The organism is Bacteroides sp. M10, from assembly GCF_014334015.1.
Lineage (GTDB): Bacteria > Bacteroidota > Bacteroidia > Bacteroidales > Bacteroidaceae > Bacteroides > Bacteroides intestinigallinarum.
In genome coordinates, this window is sequence record NZ_CP060488.1 from 5,111,595 (window position 1) to 5,127,054 (window position 15,460).

Sequence of the window (15,460 nt, forward strand, 5' to 3'; positions counted from 1 at the left end):
ATCTCACCACAGAGTGACACAGAGTTTCACAGAGAAATACAATATTGAATGAAAATGAACTCTGCGAGACCCTGTGCTACTCTGTGGTGAATTAATTATTAGCAATACATATTCAGAATTGCTTCATAAAGTTCTTGTTTACCGCTAGTTTGCTTCGGTTCACCGTTTGCTTTAGCATAAGCAACTACGTCTTCCAAAGTCAACTTGCCATCTTCAAATTCTTTACCTTTACCACCATCGAATGAAGCGTAACGGTCAGACAACATTTTCTTATATGGAGATTCGTTCAACAAAGCAGCTGCGCTTTCCAATGCACGAGCCATAGCATCCATACCTGCGATGTGAGCAATGAAGATATCTTCCAGGTCGGTAGAGTTACGACGAGTTTTAGCGTCGAAGTTTGTTCCACCGTTACCCAAGCCACCATTACGGATAATTTGCATCATAGCTTGTGTCAGTTCGTAGTTGTCAATCGGGAACTGGTCTGTATCCCAACCATTCTGATAATCACCACGGTTAGCGTCGATAGAACCCAACATACCGTTATCTACTGCTACTGCCAATTCGTGTTCGAAAGTATGGCCAGCCAAAGTTGCGTGGTTTACTTCAATATTCACTTTGAAATCTTTATCCAAGCCATGAGCTTTCAGGAAGCCGATCACAGTTTCTGTATCTACATCATACTGGTGTTTAGTTGGTTCCATCGGTTTCGGTTCGATCAAGAAAGTACCTTTGAAGCCACGAGCACGAGCATAATCACGAGCCATAGTCAGCATTTTTGCCAGGTGTTCTTTTTCACGTTTCTGATCTGTGTTCAAAAGAGACATATAGCCTTCACGGCCACCCCAGAATACATAGTTTTGACCACCCAGTTCAATAGTGGCGTCGATTGCATTCTTGATTTGAACAGCAGCACGAGCTACTACGTCAAAATCAGGATTAGTAGCAGCACCGTTCATATAACGTGCATGACCAAATACGTTGGCAGTACCCCACAACAGTTTGATACCAGTTTCAGCTTGTTTCTGTTTTGCATAAGCTACGATTGCTTTCAGATTAGCTTCGTATTCTTCGATACTTGCACCTTCAGAAACCAAGTCTACATCGTGGAAACAGTAGTATTCGATACCCATTTTCTGCATGAATTCGAAACCTGCATCCATTTTATCTTTTGCTGCTTGTATAGCGTCAGCACTACTATTCCAAGGGAATTGTTTTGTTCCGCCACCGAATTGGTCACCGCCTTCAGCACACAAAGTATGCCACCATGCCATAGCAAATCTCAACCAATCTTTCATCTTCTTACCGTTGATTACCTTTTCAGCATCGTAGTAACGGAATGCCATCGGATTCTTACTATCTTTACCTTCGAACTTAATCTTTTCAATTCCTGGGAAAAATTCTTTTGTTGCCATAATTCTTTTATTTTTAAATGGTTATTATTTAAATTGTTAATTATTTATCTGAAGAAAGAACCGGAGCCGGTATGTTACCGGTCATCGACTTTTCAAGGCGGTATTTCCATTTTGCATAGGCATCAGCATATTCCTGACGTTTCGCCACATTAGGCTCGATCACATCCAGTTTGTCAAGCGTAGCAAATGCTTCATTGTTATCTTTGTAGATACCTGCACCAATACCTGCACCTTTCGCAGCTCCTACTGAACCGTCTGTATCATAAAGCTCGATAGTGGCTCCTGTAACTCCCGCCAACGTATCGCGGAAGATAGAACTCAAGAACATATTAGCATGTCCGGCATGAATCATCTTCACGGGAATTCCCATCTGCTCCATGATATCAATGCCATATTTAAAAGAGAATACGATACCTTCTTGAGCGGCACGGATAATGTGGTGTTTACCATGTGCATTGAAGTCCAATCCACGGATGCTGCAACCAATTTCTTTATTATTCAACATGCGCTCGGCACCGTTACCAAAGGGTAGAATACTGATTCCCGCACTACCGATAGGAGCTTTGGAAGCCAACACATTCATTTCATTATAAGATATTCCTTCGGGAGCAATGTTGCGTTTTACCCATGAATTAAGAATACCTGTTCCGTTGATGCAAAGCAATACTCCCAGACGTGTCTGGTCTATTGTATGATTGACATGGGCAAAGGTATTGACACGTGACTGCGGATCATAGTTCACTTCACCGTTCACACCATAAACTACTCCTGATGTTCCCGCCGTAGAAGCAATCTCGCCCGGATTGAACACGTTCAGAGAGAGAGCATTGTTAGGCTGGTCACCTGCACGATAAGTAATAGGTGTTCCTTCTTTCAATCCAAGTTCTTTGGCAGTCATTGCACTGACGCGTCCTTGTTCTGCGAAAGTCGGTTTTATATCTGCGATCAAAGAAGAGTCGAATCCGTAATAATCCATTAGGAAGTCAGCCACCCGGTTGTTCTTGAAATCCCAGAACATACCTTCCGAAAGTCCGGAAACGGTTGTGCAAATCTCTCCACTCAACTTCATGGCAATATAATCACCCGGCAGCATTATCTTGTAAATCTGTTCATAGATGGCAGGTTCGTTTTCTTTAATCCATGCCAACTTGGAAGCTGTAAAGTTTCCCGGCGAGTTCAACAAATGAGAAAGACATCTCTCCTCTCCGATTATTTCAAATGCTTTCTGGCCGTATGGCACAGCACGGGAGTCACACCAGATAATAGCAGGACGCAATACACGCTGATTCTTATCGACACATACCAATCCGTGCATCTGATAAGAGATACCGATAGCCTTTATTTCAGCAGCACTCACTCCGGATTCGGTCATAATAGCCTGTGTAGCCAACTTTAAGTTTTCCCACCAACTTTCCGGATCTTGTTCCGCCCATCCGGGATTCACTGCAATAATATTCGCTTCTGTTTTCGGAAAAAATGCCGATGATACACATTTGCCTGTTTCAGCATTTACCAAACTCGCTTTTACAGACGAGCTACCTATGTCATAACCTAATAGAAACATAATTTTATTTACGATTAAACGATTTACTATTTACGATTTAACGCTCAATGCCCGACAATTAATACTATAACATTCAACGCCTAATACTTGATACTTAATGCTTGAATAAAGTCTACCTTCTCACCTTATTATATATCTTCTTATCAAATTTATAATAACGGGCAGCACGGTGAGCCACTCCTTGTTGTTTTTCTTCCAGAGGAACTACATATTCCATCATGGCTATTTTCTTATGGAAGTTGCGTACATCCACAGCTTTGTCGTATACTAATTCAAAAAGGGTTCTTAATTGTGCAGCTGTAAATTTGCGCGGAAGCAGTTCGAACAGCATGGATGGATTGAATTCTACAAACTGACGAATATAAGTCATTGCTTCCTTAATAATCAGATTATGGTCGAAAGCCAATGTTTTCACATCTTTCAAAGCAATCCAGCAAGCCTGATGATCGTCCAGATTCTTATCCAACGTACGGTCTATCTTCACCATTGACAGATATGCAATGGTAACAATACGTTCCACTCTTGACTGCATGGCTCTTTCCAGCCAACGTACATCTTTCGGATTACTTGTTCTGTTTTTAGAACCGAATGCTTTAAACTGCATCAGATTCACATTTTTAAGTCCTGTCAGTTCATACAAAACTCGTTGTGCTGCTTCATCCAGGTCTTCATCCATATATATAAGACTTCCGGGAAGTTTCATATCGTGATATACTTCTCCATTATCTTCACCTGCACGTTTTACAAGCAACACTTTCAGTTGTTCTCCGTCAAAACCAATCACTACACAGTCCACTGATATATGATTGTTTGCTAAAGGTGTATTTTTCTGTAAATTTTGCATATCCATTTCTTTAAGACGGTGCAAATATAGAGGCTAAAACTCATCAAAACAAAAATAAGAACTATGCTATAAAACATTGTTTTTCATATAAATACATATCATACATTCTACAATATGAATAGTTAGTGTTATCTTACGAATTACAATATGTATTTTAGTATTTCCACGAGTGAGTAATTGTATAAAGTACAAAAACTAGATGGACGCTTTATTATCAGTACTTTTCATATCATTTCCAGCAGATACCGGTAAAGGTACTTATTGTATTTTAAACGATATGCCATTTTGTACCTTATCGTTTTTATTCTATCTTTGTCGGGTAAATATTAAAAAAACTAAAATGGAACGTCATCCAGTCATTTTATCCATTGCCGGCTCCGATTGTTCGGGAGGCGCAGGTATTCAGGCAGACATAAAAACAATCTCCGCTTTAGGTGGCTATGCGGCATCGGCTATTACTGCCATCACCATACAAAACACACTGGGAGTACGTGCTGTACAATCTATCGCCCCTGACATTGTTCGTGGACAAATAGAAGCAGTGATGGACGATCTGCAACCGGTTGCCATCAAAATAGGAATGGTAAATGATATTCAGATTGTTCGTGTGATTTCCGACTGTTTACAAAAATATTCACCTGCATACGTCGTTTACGATCCGGTAATGGTGTCTACCAGTGGAAAGAAACTCATGACAGATGAAGCAATAGGAGAAATAAAAAAAGAACTTTTGCCGCTTGTGACATTAATCACTCCCAACATCGACGAAGCGAAGGTGCTTACAGGCAAAAGTATTCACAATATTCAGGACATGCAGGCAGCCGCCAAAATGCTGACGGACGATTATCACACTAGCATCTTGTTAAAAGGCGGACATCTGGAGGGAGACAATATGTGCGACCTTTTGCACACGTCCGAGTCTATCTACCATATATATGAGGAGAAAAAGATAGAAAGCCATAACCTGCATGGAACCGGGTGCACCCTCTCCTCTGCCATTGCTACTTATCTGGCCAAAGGATACCCCATGCGAGAATCCATCCAGCACGCTAAAACGTATATCACTCAAGCTATTATCGCAGGAAAAGAATTGAATGTCGGACACGGCAACGGCCCTTTATGGCATTTTCCGGACTCCGTTGCACAAATGTGTACATTTTGTGCGGTTGTATCATAAAAATACGTAACTTTGCACCCGCAATTAAAAATCAATTAAATAATAAAAATATGAAAGCATTTGTATTTCCCGGTCAAGGCGCTCAATTTGTAGGAATGGGTAAAGACCTGTATGAAAACTCAGCTTTAGCAAAAGAATTGTTTGAAAAAGCAAATGATATCCTCGGATATCGCATTACAGATATCATGTTCGATGGTACAGACGAAGATCTCCGTCAGACAAAGGTTACTCAGCCTGCCGTATTCCTTCACTCTGTTATCTCTGCTCTTTGCATGGGTGATGACTTCAAACCGGAAATGACTGCCGGCCACTCACTCGGCGAATTCTCTGCATTGGTAGCTGCCGGTGCATTGAGTTTTGAAGATGGTTTGAAACTTGTTTATGCACGTGCAATGGCTATGCAGAAAGCTTGTGAAGCTACTCCTTCTACTATGGCTGCCATTATAGCATTGCCTGATGAGAAAGTAGAAGAAATCTGCGCAGCAGTAAATGCAGAAGGTGAAGTTTGCGTACCGGCTAACTACAACTGCCCGGGACAAATCGTTATCTCCGGTTCTGTACCAGGGATCGAAAAAGCTTGCGAACTGATGAAAGCTGCCGGAGCTAAACGTGCCCTTCCGCTGAAAGTAGGTGGTGCTTTCCATTCTCCATTGATGGACCCTGCTAAAGTTGAGTTGGAAGCTGCTATCAAGGCTACGGAAATTCATACTCCTAAATGTCCGGTATATCAGAATGTAGACGCACTTCCTCACACTGATCCTGCAGAAATCAAAAAGAACCTGGTTGCTCAGCTGACTGCTTCCGTACGCTGGACGCAGTCTGTTAAGAATATGGTTGCCGACGGTGCTACTGATTTTACAGAATGTGGCCCGGGTGCAGTACTTCAAGGACTTATTAAGAAAATTGACGGTACTGTCAACGCTCACGGTATTGCATAAGCATCCGTAAGAAAGACTTTATCTTTAAATATATGAAGCGTGTTGGTAACTATTGCCAACACGCTTTTTTATATTAAGCCTATTCATAGCATACGGATTAACATGTTGTATAACACCCCGTTACTTTTCTTTTCCGGCAAACTTTCCGTATCTTGCTATTGTTTTTATTACAGGAATCATTTACTCAAATTTATGAGCCATGAAAATACATGAATATCAAGCGAAAGAGATTTTCTCCAAGTACGGAATACCTGTCGAGAGGCACACTTTATGCCGTACAGCCGCAGGTGTCATAGCCGCTTACCGGAGGATGGGAACAGACAGGGTGGTTATAAAAGCACAGGTATTAACCGGAGGCCGGGGAAAAGCCGGAGGAGTGAAACTGGTAAACAATACGGAAGATGCTTATCAGGAAGCTAAAAATATTCTCGGAATGAGTATTAAAGGACTTCCGGTCAATCAAGTACTGGTTAGTGAGGCGGTAGATATTGCTGCCGAATATTATGTCAGTTACACCATCGACCGAAATACACGTTCTGTCGTTCTGATGATGAGTGCATCCGGCGGTATGGATATCGAAGAGGTAGCCCGTCAAACACCGGAGAAAATCATCCGATATTCAATCAATCCATTTATTGGTCTTCCCGACTATCTGGCAAGGCGTTTTGCTTTCTCCCTCTTTCCTCAAATGGAGCAGGCGGGTAAAATGGCGGCCATCCTTCAGGAACTTTATAAGATCTTCATGGAAAATGATGCATCATTAGTGGAAGTAAATCCGCTGGCACTAACCAAGAAAGGTACGTTGATGGCTATTGACGCAAAGATTGTTTTTGATGACAATGCGCTCTATCGCCATCCGGAGGTACATGCTTTATTTGATCCGACGGAGGAAGAAAGAATAGAAGCAGACGCTAAAGATAAAGGATTCAGTTATGTCCACATGGATGGTAACATCGGTTGTATGGTAAATGGTGCCGGACTCGCTATGGCTACTATGGACATGATTAAACTTTATGGAGGTCAGCCAGCCAATTTTCTCGACATTGGTGGTAGTTCCAATCCTGTCAAAGTAGTTGAAGCTATGAAACTTTTATTGCAGGATGAAAAAGTGAAAGTGGTCCTGATTAATATTTTTGGAGGAATCACCCGCTGTGATGATGTAGCAATGGGGCTTCTTCAGGCATTCGAGCAGATAAACAGTAATGTACCTGTTATCGTACGGCTTACAGGCACTAATGAGCATATCGGACGGGAACTGTTACGGAATTACAGCCGTTTCCAAATAGCCACAACGATGAAAGAAGCTGCTCTTATGGCTCTGAAAGCATAATAAGTACCCAAATCATTAATAAATAAAGCAATTATGAGCATATTAATAGATAAATCCACCCGCCTGATTGTACAGGGAATTACTGGGAGAGACGGACTTTTCCATGCCAAGAAGATGAAAGAATACGGAACCCATGTTGTTGGGGGAACTTCTCCGGGCAAAGGAGGAACAGATGTAGACGGCATCCCCGTATTCAACACTATGTATGACGCGGTTGAACAAACGAAAGCCAATACTTCTATCATTTTTGTTCCGGCACGTTTTGCCGCAGATGCCATTATGGAGGCAGCAGATGCGGGCATCCGGTTAATCGTCTGCATTGCGGAAGGAATCCCCACGCTGGATGTAATTAAGGCGCACCAGTTTGTCGAACAAAAAGGTGCTATGCTGATCGGCCCCAACTGTCCGGGACTGATCTCTCCGGGAAAAAGCATGGTGGGTATTTTACCGGGACAGGTCTTTTTAGAAGGAAATGTCGGAGTTATCAGCCGTAGCGGAACACTTACTTACGAAATTGTGTATCACTTAACGGCGAATGGCATGGGACAATCCACTGCTATCGGCATCGGGGGTGACCCTGTTGTAGGTCTTCATTTCCGTCAACTGCTGGAGATGTTTCAAAATGATCCGGAAACAGAAGCGATCGTCCTGATTGGAGAGATTGGAGGAAACGCAGAAGAACAAGCGGCTGAATATATCCGCAATAATGTAACCAAACCTGTAGTGGCATTTATTGCAGGACAATCAGCTCCTCCGGGGAAGCAGATGGGACATGCAGGAGCTATCATTTCGGGAAGTTCCGGTTCGGCAAAAGAGAAGATTGAATCTTTAGAAGCTGCCGGTATCCGGGTAGCACAAGAACCTTCGGATATACCGAAACTATTGAAAAGATAAACTCTAAAAGAGAAAGACAATACAAAAGTAGTCATATCATAATAGATGCAGATTCACTCCCTCAAATAAGTAATTACATACTTATCGTTTAGAGTAAATCTGCATTTATTTTACATACCTTTCTTTATACCTAATTTTATAAGAAGAGCATTCATAGGATATGCACAGAAGAAGCCGAAAAGCATAGCCAACTGCATCATAAACCAGAATATCCATGTGTCTTTGGGTAACGGTTCATTAATGAACAATACAAAATAGACAATCGCCATCCAGCCATACATTCCTACCTGCCAGGACAAAAGAGAAAAGAAATCCGCTTTGAAAGCACGAGCCAAGGCATTACCTACCGATTTTTTTTCCATCTCCCGAATAGCATAGAATTGGAAATAAACACCAATCATCAAAGCCAGAATAAAGTCAAGTACCCAATTACCAAAGAGCTGACTTCCTGCCACAGTTACAGGAACGTAGTTTGTAAACCACTCTCCTATGATATCTGCCAATGTACATCCTGCACCACAATGAAGCGCCGACAAAGCTACCGATTGCCAATAAGGACGTTGCATTCCTTTCATCGACATTTCTCCCGGCATGGCCATATCCATCGCCATATTATCTTTCATACCGGACATATCCATTTTCATCCCATCATCCTCCACTTTCATCGGAACACTCCGTCCAAACTTATTATACGCCCATAAAGCTAAATAACTTCCCCATAATGCAGATAATATCCAGACTGCATTCATTATCTTCATTGATTGCGGACGATGTGTCAGGTCTATGGCAATATGTACTGCAATTCCGATACCTGAACATACTAAGAAAACGGCTATTAAATTGAGCATGACTGTATGTTTTTAAAGATTCAGATTACAAAACATCCTTTATTTGTGAATAGTTCACCCCATTACTTTTAATTTTATCCCGTCGAACTATTCCCCACACAAGTTGTTATCATTTTATAATCAAAACAATAGAAATATGAGCAGACGTAGACAATTAGAGCATGAAGTATCTGTTGCTCAAGAAAGAATAAAGAAAGCTGCAAAAGATACACCGAAGAATATCCTGAAATTATGGGAACAAGAGCTGGTAGACCTGGAATTGGAACTCAATAATATGGTGGATGATGAAGAAGATAACAATGAGGATTAACAGAAGAAAGGCGCGCTAGTTACCTAGTGCGCCTTTCTCTATTACTGTATATGTATTCAGTATTAATTCTTTGGCAATGCTTCTTTTACTACCATTGAACGACCTACATATTCTGCACCGTTCAATTGTTCGATAGCTTTAGCAGCTTCTGCATCATCCGGCATTTCGATAAACGCAAAACCTTTTGATCTTCTAGTTTCACGATCTGTGATTAACTTTACTGAAGCAACTGTTCCATACTCTTCCATTACATGTCTCAAATCTGATTCCTTAACATTATAGCTAAGATTTCCAATGTACAAATTCATAAAATACAAATATAAAAAATTAATAATTCAATAAGAAAGTTTTAGGAAGATCTTAATTAGAGATGGATATGCTCAAATAAATGAGAAGATTCATGTAAAAAAATCAAATCGTAATAAACCTCTTTATTGTTGTTGATGCAAAGAAAGGCATTATTTGGGGATATTGCACTATATTCTCTCCTTTTTCTTTCTGCAAAACATCTTTTTTATGAAAATAGGCCAATACTTAACGTTCTTATTCTTTTTATACCAAGCCATTCCATGTAAACTACCGGATTAGTCTTTCTGCAAATTCTTCGCTACAAATTCCTCAAAAAACGTTTTCTTATAGTTTCCACCTCCTATTCCTATCTCATAAGACTTAATAAAAATATCATTGGTATCAAAAGAGTCAATCCGTGAGGTATTGACAATATAGGACTTGTTTATCCGGAGAAACTGTTTAGCGGGCAGTTGCTCATGAATATTTTTCAGATTCATCTTAGTAATCACCCGCTGATCTTCCAATTGGAGAATGGAATAATCCTTTAGTCCTTCAATAAAAAGAATATCACTGAAGTTTATCTTGATATAGCGTCGTTCCGATTTGATGAAGATATATTCTTCCTGTATCTCCTCCACTCTTTCGGCTGTTTCCGACAATAACAGTTTATGATATGCTATTGTCTTATTGACTGCTTTCAGAAAACGGTTCATTTCAATGGGCTTCACCAGATAATCAATGGCACTTACTTCATAACTATCGAGTGCATATTCCGCATACGCCGTTGTAAAGACAATCAACGTATTCATGGGAATGCTTTGCGCAAATTCTATTCCGGTAATTCCCGGCATCTGAATATCAAGGAAAATCAGATCAACTGTATATTCATTTATATAAGCGGACGCTGCGATAGCATTATTAAAGCTACCCACCAATGTCAGTTGTGGAATCTGCTCCACCAATGCCTTCATACCTTTGCGAGCTACCGGCTCGTCATCAACAATAATACAATTCATAAGTTTAGATGTAAGTTGACATTATAAGTTGTTTCTTTATCTTCTATCTGTAGCGTATACCGTGATTCATAAAGTAAATCCAGTCTGCGTTTCACATTGGCCAACCCTATTCCCCCTTCCCGCTTAACAGGCACACGGGGCTTAGAATTCTCGCAACGAAACGTCAACTGTTTATTATGCACAGAAAAATACAGGTGAACATAAGATAAATTGTCGCTATCCAAATTATGTTTCACCGCATTCTCTACAAAAGGAATAAACAATAACGGAGGAATACAGATATTCTCCATATTTCCCTCTTGAAAGATTGTATATTCAAAATGATCCCTTCTCACCTTCTCCAATTCAAGAAAGCTGGTGAGAAACTGTATATCTGCAGTAAGAAATACTTCTCTTCTTGTACTGTCATTCAACTGGTAGCGAAGTAGATTGTCCAGTTTCTCCAATATCTGTGAAGCCTCATCCGGAGCATCCTTTACCAAAATATTGGCATTATTCAGCATATTAAAAAGAAAATGCGGATTGATCTGTTTCTTTAATTGTTGCAATTCTGCCTGCTTAGTCGCCTTCTCCAATTCAAGAATCTTTTTATCGGAGACAACCCAACGGCGGAATAGTTCAAAGCTCGTACAGCCACCTGCACTTAATAGCAGTACTAATACTCCATAAGCAATACTATCAAAAGAAACAGCATGGTTATCCTGTATACAAAACCCACGAATACCGTATCGTTGATATAATGGAGACAGAAATATAAATCCTAATAATACACTCACTAAATTGACTCCGAGAAACGAAATCCAATAAAACCATAACTTGCGCTTGGCCTTATACAGGAAACGGGGCACTAACCAATATATATTCAGATAGATAGGAAACGCAAAAACCAATATACTAACCGGATATGCATATAGGAAACCTTCTCTAGTAAAATCTCCATATACATTCTGAAAGCCCAAAAAGAGTATAATAAATAGCAATAGTAAATTACTGATAAGCCTGAAACGGTCATTTACCAGATTCTTCCCCCAATCGTATACATTCCAGGTATCTTTCATAATTCCAACATTAAACCAATGGTACACAGTGCCTCATCATTATAGCCACTTTTTAATTGATAACCTCCCGGATATAACAAGTCCAATCGTTGCCGTAACTTGTCAAAAGCAGGTGCCACTTGCAGACTTTCCTTTTTTCGCAGACAGTATGTACAAATGAATCGAAGCTGATTCTCTTCCATTTGAAAATCGATCCTTATATTTTCTCCCTTTCCATTCTCTCCACATACAGTTGTCCGAATCACATATTCTATCACAGGCATAAACAATAAAGGAGGAACTTGTATATAACGCACTTCATTCAGGATGTTGACTTCAAAATTAAACTCCGGATTACATAGTTTCTCCAACTTCATATAATCAGTCATAAAATCGATATCATCTCCCAACAATACCTGTTGCCGTTCACTTTCATAAAGTTGGTATCTAAGCAACCGACTTAATTTAAAGATAAGCAATGACGCCTTTTCTCCATCTTCTCCCAGCAAGGTTCGTACCTTATTCAATATTCTCGAAAAAAACTCCGGTTGGAGTTGATCCTTCAAATGATTTAGATCAGTCTGTATGTTAATATTCTCCAATTCATTTAATCGTTGTTGATAGGCCACCCAACGATGCAGAAAAATAGTAAAAGAAAAAGCCAGGAAATAGAGTATCAGTGCCAATGCATTTATCAACAGAAAGAAAGGGAGATCACTGTTTAGTCTTTGCATCTGTTCGGGTATAACATAATATTGCCCTAGAAAACAAATAGCACCAACCATGGCGGTCAGCATAAATCCAACAAGGCAACTCAAATATATGATATACTTTTTATATCTACGCTGAAACAGATAACCGGGAATTAACCAGTAAGTATGCAGATTTATGATTCCCCATAGAATGACAGAAAGTAAAAGACTAACTCCCGTAGAAAGATTTAGCCCTAAACTATCGCTTTCGACAAAAGTGCCTCTGAACACTAAAAAGGAGACTACAAGAAATATCCCAATTTGCTTCAGTAACGTATATAATAGTATCTTAACTGACATCAGGCGATAAAGTTACCATTTTTTAGAACTTATACTTCATTCCCACCGAAACATACATTGCCGGTTTAAAATATGGATCAGTATCTTTAGACATATCTTCGAAGAAAGCCTTTAAAGTGCGGGTAGTGTAATAAGCTATTCTGCTACACGACACACCGGCAGTAGCAGTGATTGAAAAAGAATTCCCCATACTTACTTCCGGTTGTAAACCTACAATAATGAATTGCTGGGAAAACATAGTATCTTTTCCTTCTCTTTCCAACAATGCCAATGACCCGTTCATTTCTGCCACTAACCTTAGATTCAGATATTTATTCATTTTCATTCCTGCCGATACTTCCATGGCATTCAGCATCGAAACTTTAATCTGATAACGTCCTTCGGTGCTCCAATCAAAATAAATAGCAGGAAATACCATCGGATAACCAAACGTGTTATTTATAGCCAATCCGGCTCCAAGAGATAAATTGGACTTGAACTGCCGGATGAAAATAACTCCTCCCTGTCCCAGGACATTCTTCAGTTTTACATCAGAAGAGGTATAAACACCTGCACCAACTGTCGTCAACAAGAGCCATTTTTTGCTGATAGGGCGAATATTGGTTACGCTCAACTGCATATTTATGATTTGATCTATGTCTATGTAAGATTGAAGATTCTTATTATTCATTGCCGTATAGCTTCCTCCTGCCGAAATCATCCAAATTGTGGGCTGATTTCTTTCATTCATTTTCTGTGATACGGGAATATTGACGTTCCCTTCCACAAAGCACATATCCCCTTTCCCGGGATACTGTCCGTTTTCATCTTTATATCGGGAAGAAGATATATACCCGGTTTTCACACTAACCTGTGCCTGTATATTTTCAGGAAGTAATAGAAACAAGGCGAACGCACTTAACAAAATAATCCTCATTCTTTTATCTGTTTTAGGGTTTGAATGAGACAAAAGTAGAGTTTTACCGATCTGCGTAGAGAGTTTGTAGACCAAACCCGGTATTAAGTAGACCAAACCTGTAAATTTGTAGCCTATTTGGTCTGAATGTATTATATAAAAAAATAAAAGACTATCTTTCAACCGAAGATAGTCTTTTATCCGTATATCATTTTTTAATTATCCACAATGGAAATACTTATGTACGAGATCTAACATCTCCATCGGCTTTCCTTCCAGATCCGCACGCAATGTTTTATCTTCATAACCACGAAGTCTGCGGATGATACCATCAATCATTGCCGGGCTGAATACATTATATTGTTCAAAGATTGCCCGTTGTTGTTGCAGGCAATCGGCAGAAGCTTCACAGCTATCCGGCAGTTGCGCCAGTGATTTCAGCTTATCTTCGTTTTCTTTCTGATGGATATTCACATTTACATAAGTTTTTTCAGCAATGTCCAGCGCATTTTCAATCTCAAAACCATGACGGCAGGCAACAGCCAAACCAGCCAACAGTTGATACAAATCTGCCGAACCATCCGGAGAACGCATTTCTACAGTCTGCTTCTGGCTGGTGTCAAAATGACTTTCAGCTTCCAACGGATTTGCCAATGTACACATATCTGTTTTTGCAGCCCATCCCAGAGGTACACGCACTAATACAGAGCGGTTACGATCTCCCCAACAAACATTGGTAGGTGCTTCCTGATGAGGAACGAGACGAAAATAAGAAGTAGGATTGGTATTTCCAAAAGCAGTAATTGACGGAGCAAGCACCATCATTCCGGCAATTGCTTTGCGTGCTGTTTCCGACAAAACACCGTCTTTCAGCATCTGGTTCTTTCCGTCTTTCATGATACGCATGTGGACATGCAAGCCCGAACCTGCTTTACCTGCCGTAATCTTTGGAGCAAAGGTTACATTGTATCCATATCTAAATCCCAGGTTACGAATCACCCATTTGGCAATCATTAATTGATCTGCTGCCTGCGATACGGGAACCGGCAGGAATTCTATTTCATTCTGCTCATAGATATAACCATCCAGCGTAAAATTACCTACTTCAGAGTGTCCATACTTTATTTGTCCGCCTGTCTGTGCGATGTAAGACATACATTGGGTACGGAATTCATTGAATTTAGCATAAGGGCCCGATTCATGATAACCACGTTGATCGGTTGCCTGGAACATACCGGTGTCCGGAGCTATTACATAATATTCCAATTCGCCCATTGCCTGAAATTCCATTCCAGTAACTTCTGTAAAAGTCTTGCTTGCTTTGTAAAGGGTATGTTCTGGTGCACTTTCAAGTGGTTCACCGTCTTTATTGAAGAAAGAGCAAAGCATGGACAGCGTCGGAATCTCGGCAAACGGATCAACGAATGCTGTGCAAAAACGGGGAATCACATAAAGGTCACTACTGCCCGCTTCTATAAATGAGAAAAGGCTGGAACCGTCTACCCGTTCTCCACATGTGAGAATAGCTTCCAGATAAGCTTGATTGTTGATGACAAAGTTCAGAGTTTTCAGACGCCCGTCTCCCGCCGGATACATAAAATTAACCATGCGGATATCTTTTTGCTGGATAAATGAGATAATGTCAGCTTTTGTAAACTCTGAAGTTGGTTTCTGAAGGAATGCCACCAACTGGTTAGCATTCATTGATAAATCATAATTCATAATCGGTTGTTTTTCGTTGTTGTATGATTAAAACGGTTTGTTGAATGCCAAAGATAAGGAAAAGATGGAAAATCAAGTAAGAAAAGATTTAATTATTTCTTTGCTATGTTGCATTTATGTCTATTAT

At 40.2% G+C, this 15,460-nt stretch carries 15 protein-coding genes; 5 read left to right on the forward strand and 10 right to left on the reverse strand.

What is annotated here, in order from left to right; all coding sequences use genetic code 11:
• Positions 1–98 precede the first annotated feature (98 nt).
• The 3 genes from xylA to H8796_RS18700 form a co-directional block, all read right to left on the reverse strand.
• Entirely contained in the window at positions 99–1,415 is a 1,317-nt protein-coding gene (gene xylA, locus H8796_RS18690; protein WP_117512938.1) for a xylose isomerase, read from the reverse strand.
• Positions 1,416–1,455: 40 nt separating this feature from the next.
• Complete coding sequence (locus H8796_RS18695; protein WP_117937976.1) at positions 1,456–2,979, reverse strand: xylulokinase; 1,524 nt, start codon at positions 2,977–2,979, stop codon at positions 1,456–1,458.
• Between the two features lie 112 nt (positions 2,980–3,091).
• Positions 3,092–3,823, reverse strand: coding sequence for an NUDIX domain-containing protein (locus tag H8796_RS18700; protein ID WP_117513002.1), 732 nt, complete (start codon positions 3,821–3,823; stop codon positions 3,092–3,094).
• Positions 3,824–4,163: 340 nt separating this feature from the next.
• Between H8796_RS18700 and thiD the strand changes: the two genes are divergently transcribed.
• The 4 genes from thiD to sucD all read left to right on the forward strand — a co-directional run bounded on the left by thiD (position 4,164) and on the right by sucD (position 8,162).
• Positions 4,164–5,000, forward strand: coding sequence for a bifunctional hydroxymethylpyrimidine kinase/phosphomethylpyrimidine kinase (gene thiD / locus H8796_RS18705; RefSeq protein WP_117937974.1), 837 nt, complete (start codon positions 4,164–4,166; stop codon positions 4,998–5,000).
• A 50-nt stretch (positions 5,001–5,050) separates the two neighbouring features.
• Positions 5,051–5,938, forward strand: a complete 888-nt coding sequence (gene fabD, locus H8796_RS18710; RefSeq protein WP_004295871.1) for an ACP S-malonyltransferase — start codon at positions 5,051–5,053, stop codon at positions 5,936–5,938.
• A gap of 199 nt (positions 5,939–6,137) precedes the next feature.
• The gene (sucC, locus tag H8796_RS18715) at positions 6,138–7,268 is read left to right on the forward strand and encodes an ADP-forming succinate--CoA ligase subunit beta (protein WP_117937972.1); all 1,131 of its coding nucleotides are present in this window, start codon (positions 6,138–6,140) and stop codon (positions 7,266–7,268) included.
• A 33-nt stretch (positions 7,269–7,301) separates the two neighbouring features.
• Positions 7,302–8,162, forward strand: a complete 861-nt coding sequence (gene sucD, locus H8796_RS18720; protein ID WP_004303312.1) for a succinate--CoA ligase subunit alpha — start codon at positions 7,302–7,304, stop codon at positions 8,160–8,162.
• A gap of 110 nt (positions 8,163–8,272) precedes the next feature.
• On the opposite strand, the gene H8796_RS18725 is transcribed toward sucD, so the two are convergent.
• Complete coding sequence (locus tag H8796_RS18725; protein ID WP_117937970.1) at positions 8,273–9,010, reverse strand: DUF4396 domain-containing protein; 738 nt, start codon at positions 9,008–9,010, stop codon at positions 8,273–8,275.
• Positions 9,011–9,146: 136 nt separating this feature from the next.
• Between H8796_RS18725 and H8796_RS18730 the strand changes: the two genes are divergently transcribed.
• Positions 9,147–9,320 (forward strand): hypothetical protein, encoded by a 174-nt coding sequence (locus H8796_RS18730; protein WP_004316403.1) that lies wholly within the window; start codon positions 9,147–9,149, stop codon positions 9,318–9,320.
• Positions 9,321–9,382: 62 nt separating this feature from the next.
• Here H8796_RS18730 and H8796_RS18735 read toward each other — a convergent pair whose 3' ends face one another.
• The 6 genes from H8796_RS18735 to H8796_RS18760 form a co-directional block, all read right to left on the reverse strand.
• The gene (locus H8796_RS18735; protein WP_004295865.1) at positions 9,383–9,628 is read right to left on the reverse strand and encodes an RNA-binding protein; all 246 of its coding nucleotides are present in this window, start codon (positions 9,626–9,628) and stop codon (positions 9,383–9,385) included.
• Between the two features lie 276 nt (positions 9,629–9,904).
• The gene (locus H8796_RS18740) at positions 9,905–10,627 is read right to left on the reverse strand and encodes a LytTR family DNA-binding domain-containing protein (RefSeq protein ID WP_117937968.1); all 723 of its coding nucleotides are present in this window, start codon (positions 10,625–10,627) and stop codon (positions 9,905–9,907) included.
• Entirely contained in the window at positions 10,624–11,685 is a 1,062-nt protein-coding gene (locus H8796_RS18745) for a sensor histidine kinase (RefSeq protein ID WP_187343855.1), read from the reverse strand. The genes H8796_RS18740 and H8796_RS18745 overlap by 4 nt, the downstream gene beginning before the upstream one ends.
• Positions 11,682–12,398, reverse strand: coding sequence for a histidine kinase (locus tag H8796_RS18750; RefSeq protein ID WP_233530366.1), 717 nt, complete (start codon positions 12,396–12,398; stop codon positions 11,682–11,684). The genes H8796_RS18745 and H8796_RS18750 overlap by 4 nt, the downstream gene beginning before the upstream one ends.
• A 340-nt stretch (positions 12,399–12,738) precedes the next feature.
• Positions 12,739–13,632 (reverse strand): DUF6268 family outer membrane beta-barrel protein, encoded by an 894-nt coding sequence (locus tag H8796_RS18755; RefSeq protein ID WP_117937963.1) that lies wholly within the window; start codon positions 13,630–13,632, stop codon positions 12,739–12,741.
• Between the two features lie 198 nt (positions 13,633–13,830).
• A complete protein-coding gene (locus H8796_RS18760) occupies positions 13,831–15,333 on the reverse strand; it encodes a glutamine synthetase family protein (protein ID WP_022200158.1) in 1,503 nt (500 codons plus the stop codon).
• Positions 15,334–15,460 lie beyond the last annotated feature (127 nt).

Coding starts and splice junctions, on each gene's coding strand:
- H8796_RS18700 (WP_117513002.1), bottom strand. CDS start 3,823: ATGCAAAATTTACAGAAAAATACACCTTTAGCAAACAATCATATATCA.
- H8796_RS18735 (WP_004295865.1), bottom strand. CDS start 9,628: ATGAATTTGTACATTGGAAATCTTAGCTATAATGTTAAGGAATCAGAT.
- xylA (WP_117512938.1), bottom strand. CDS start 1,415: ATGGCAACAAAAGAATTTTTCCCAGGAATTGAAAAGATTAAGTTCGAA.
- thiD (WP_117937974.1), top strand. CDS start 4,164: ATGGAACGTCATCCAGTCATTTTATCCATTGCCGGCTCCGATTGTTCG.
- H8796_RS18695 (WP_117937976.1), bottom strand. CDS start 2,979: ATGTTTCTATTAGGTTATGACATAGGTAGCTCGTCTGTAAAAGCGAGT.
- sucC (WP_117937972.1), top strand. CDS start 6,138: ATGAAAATACATGAATATCAAGCGAAAGAGATTTTCTCCAAGTACGGA.
- H8796_RS18745 (WP_187343855.1), bottom strand. CDS start 11,685: ATGAAAGATACCTGGAATGTATACGATTGGGGGAAGAATCTGGTAAAT.
- H8796_RS18725 (WP_117937970.1), bottom strand. CDS start 9,010: ATGCTCAATTTAATAGCCGTTTTCTTAGTATGTTCAGGTATCGGAATT.
- H8796_RS18760 (WP_022200158.1), bottom strand. CDS start 15,333: ATGAATTATGATTTATCAATGAATGCTAACCAGTTGGTGGCATTCCTT.
- H8796_RS18730 (WP_004316403.1), top strand. CDS start 9,147: ATGAGCAGACGTAGACAATTAGAGCATGAAGTATCTGTTGCTCAAGAA.
- H8796_RS18740 (WP_117937968.1), bottom strand. CDS start 10,627: ATGAATTGTATTATTGTTGATGACGAGCCGGTAGCTCGCAAAGGTATG.
- H8796_RS18750 (WP_233530366.1), bottom strand. CDS start 12,398: ATGCAAAGACTAAACAGTGATCTCCCTTTCTTTCTGTTGATAAATGCA.
- fabD (WP_004295871.1), top strand. CDS start 5,051: ATGAAAGCATTTGTATTTCCCGGTCAAGGCGCTCAATTTGTAGGAATG.
- H8796_RS18755 (WP_117937963.1), bottom strand. CDS start 13,632: ATGAGGATTATTTTGTTAAGTGCGTTCGCCTTGTTTCTATTACTTCCT.
- sucD (WP_004303312.1), top strand. CDS start 7,302: ATGAGCATATTAATAGATAAATCCACCCGCCTGATTGTACAGGGAATT.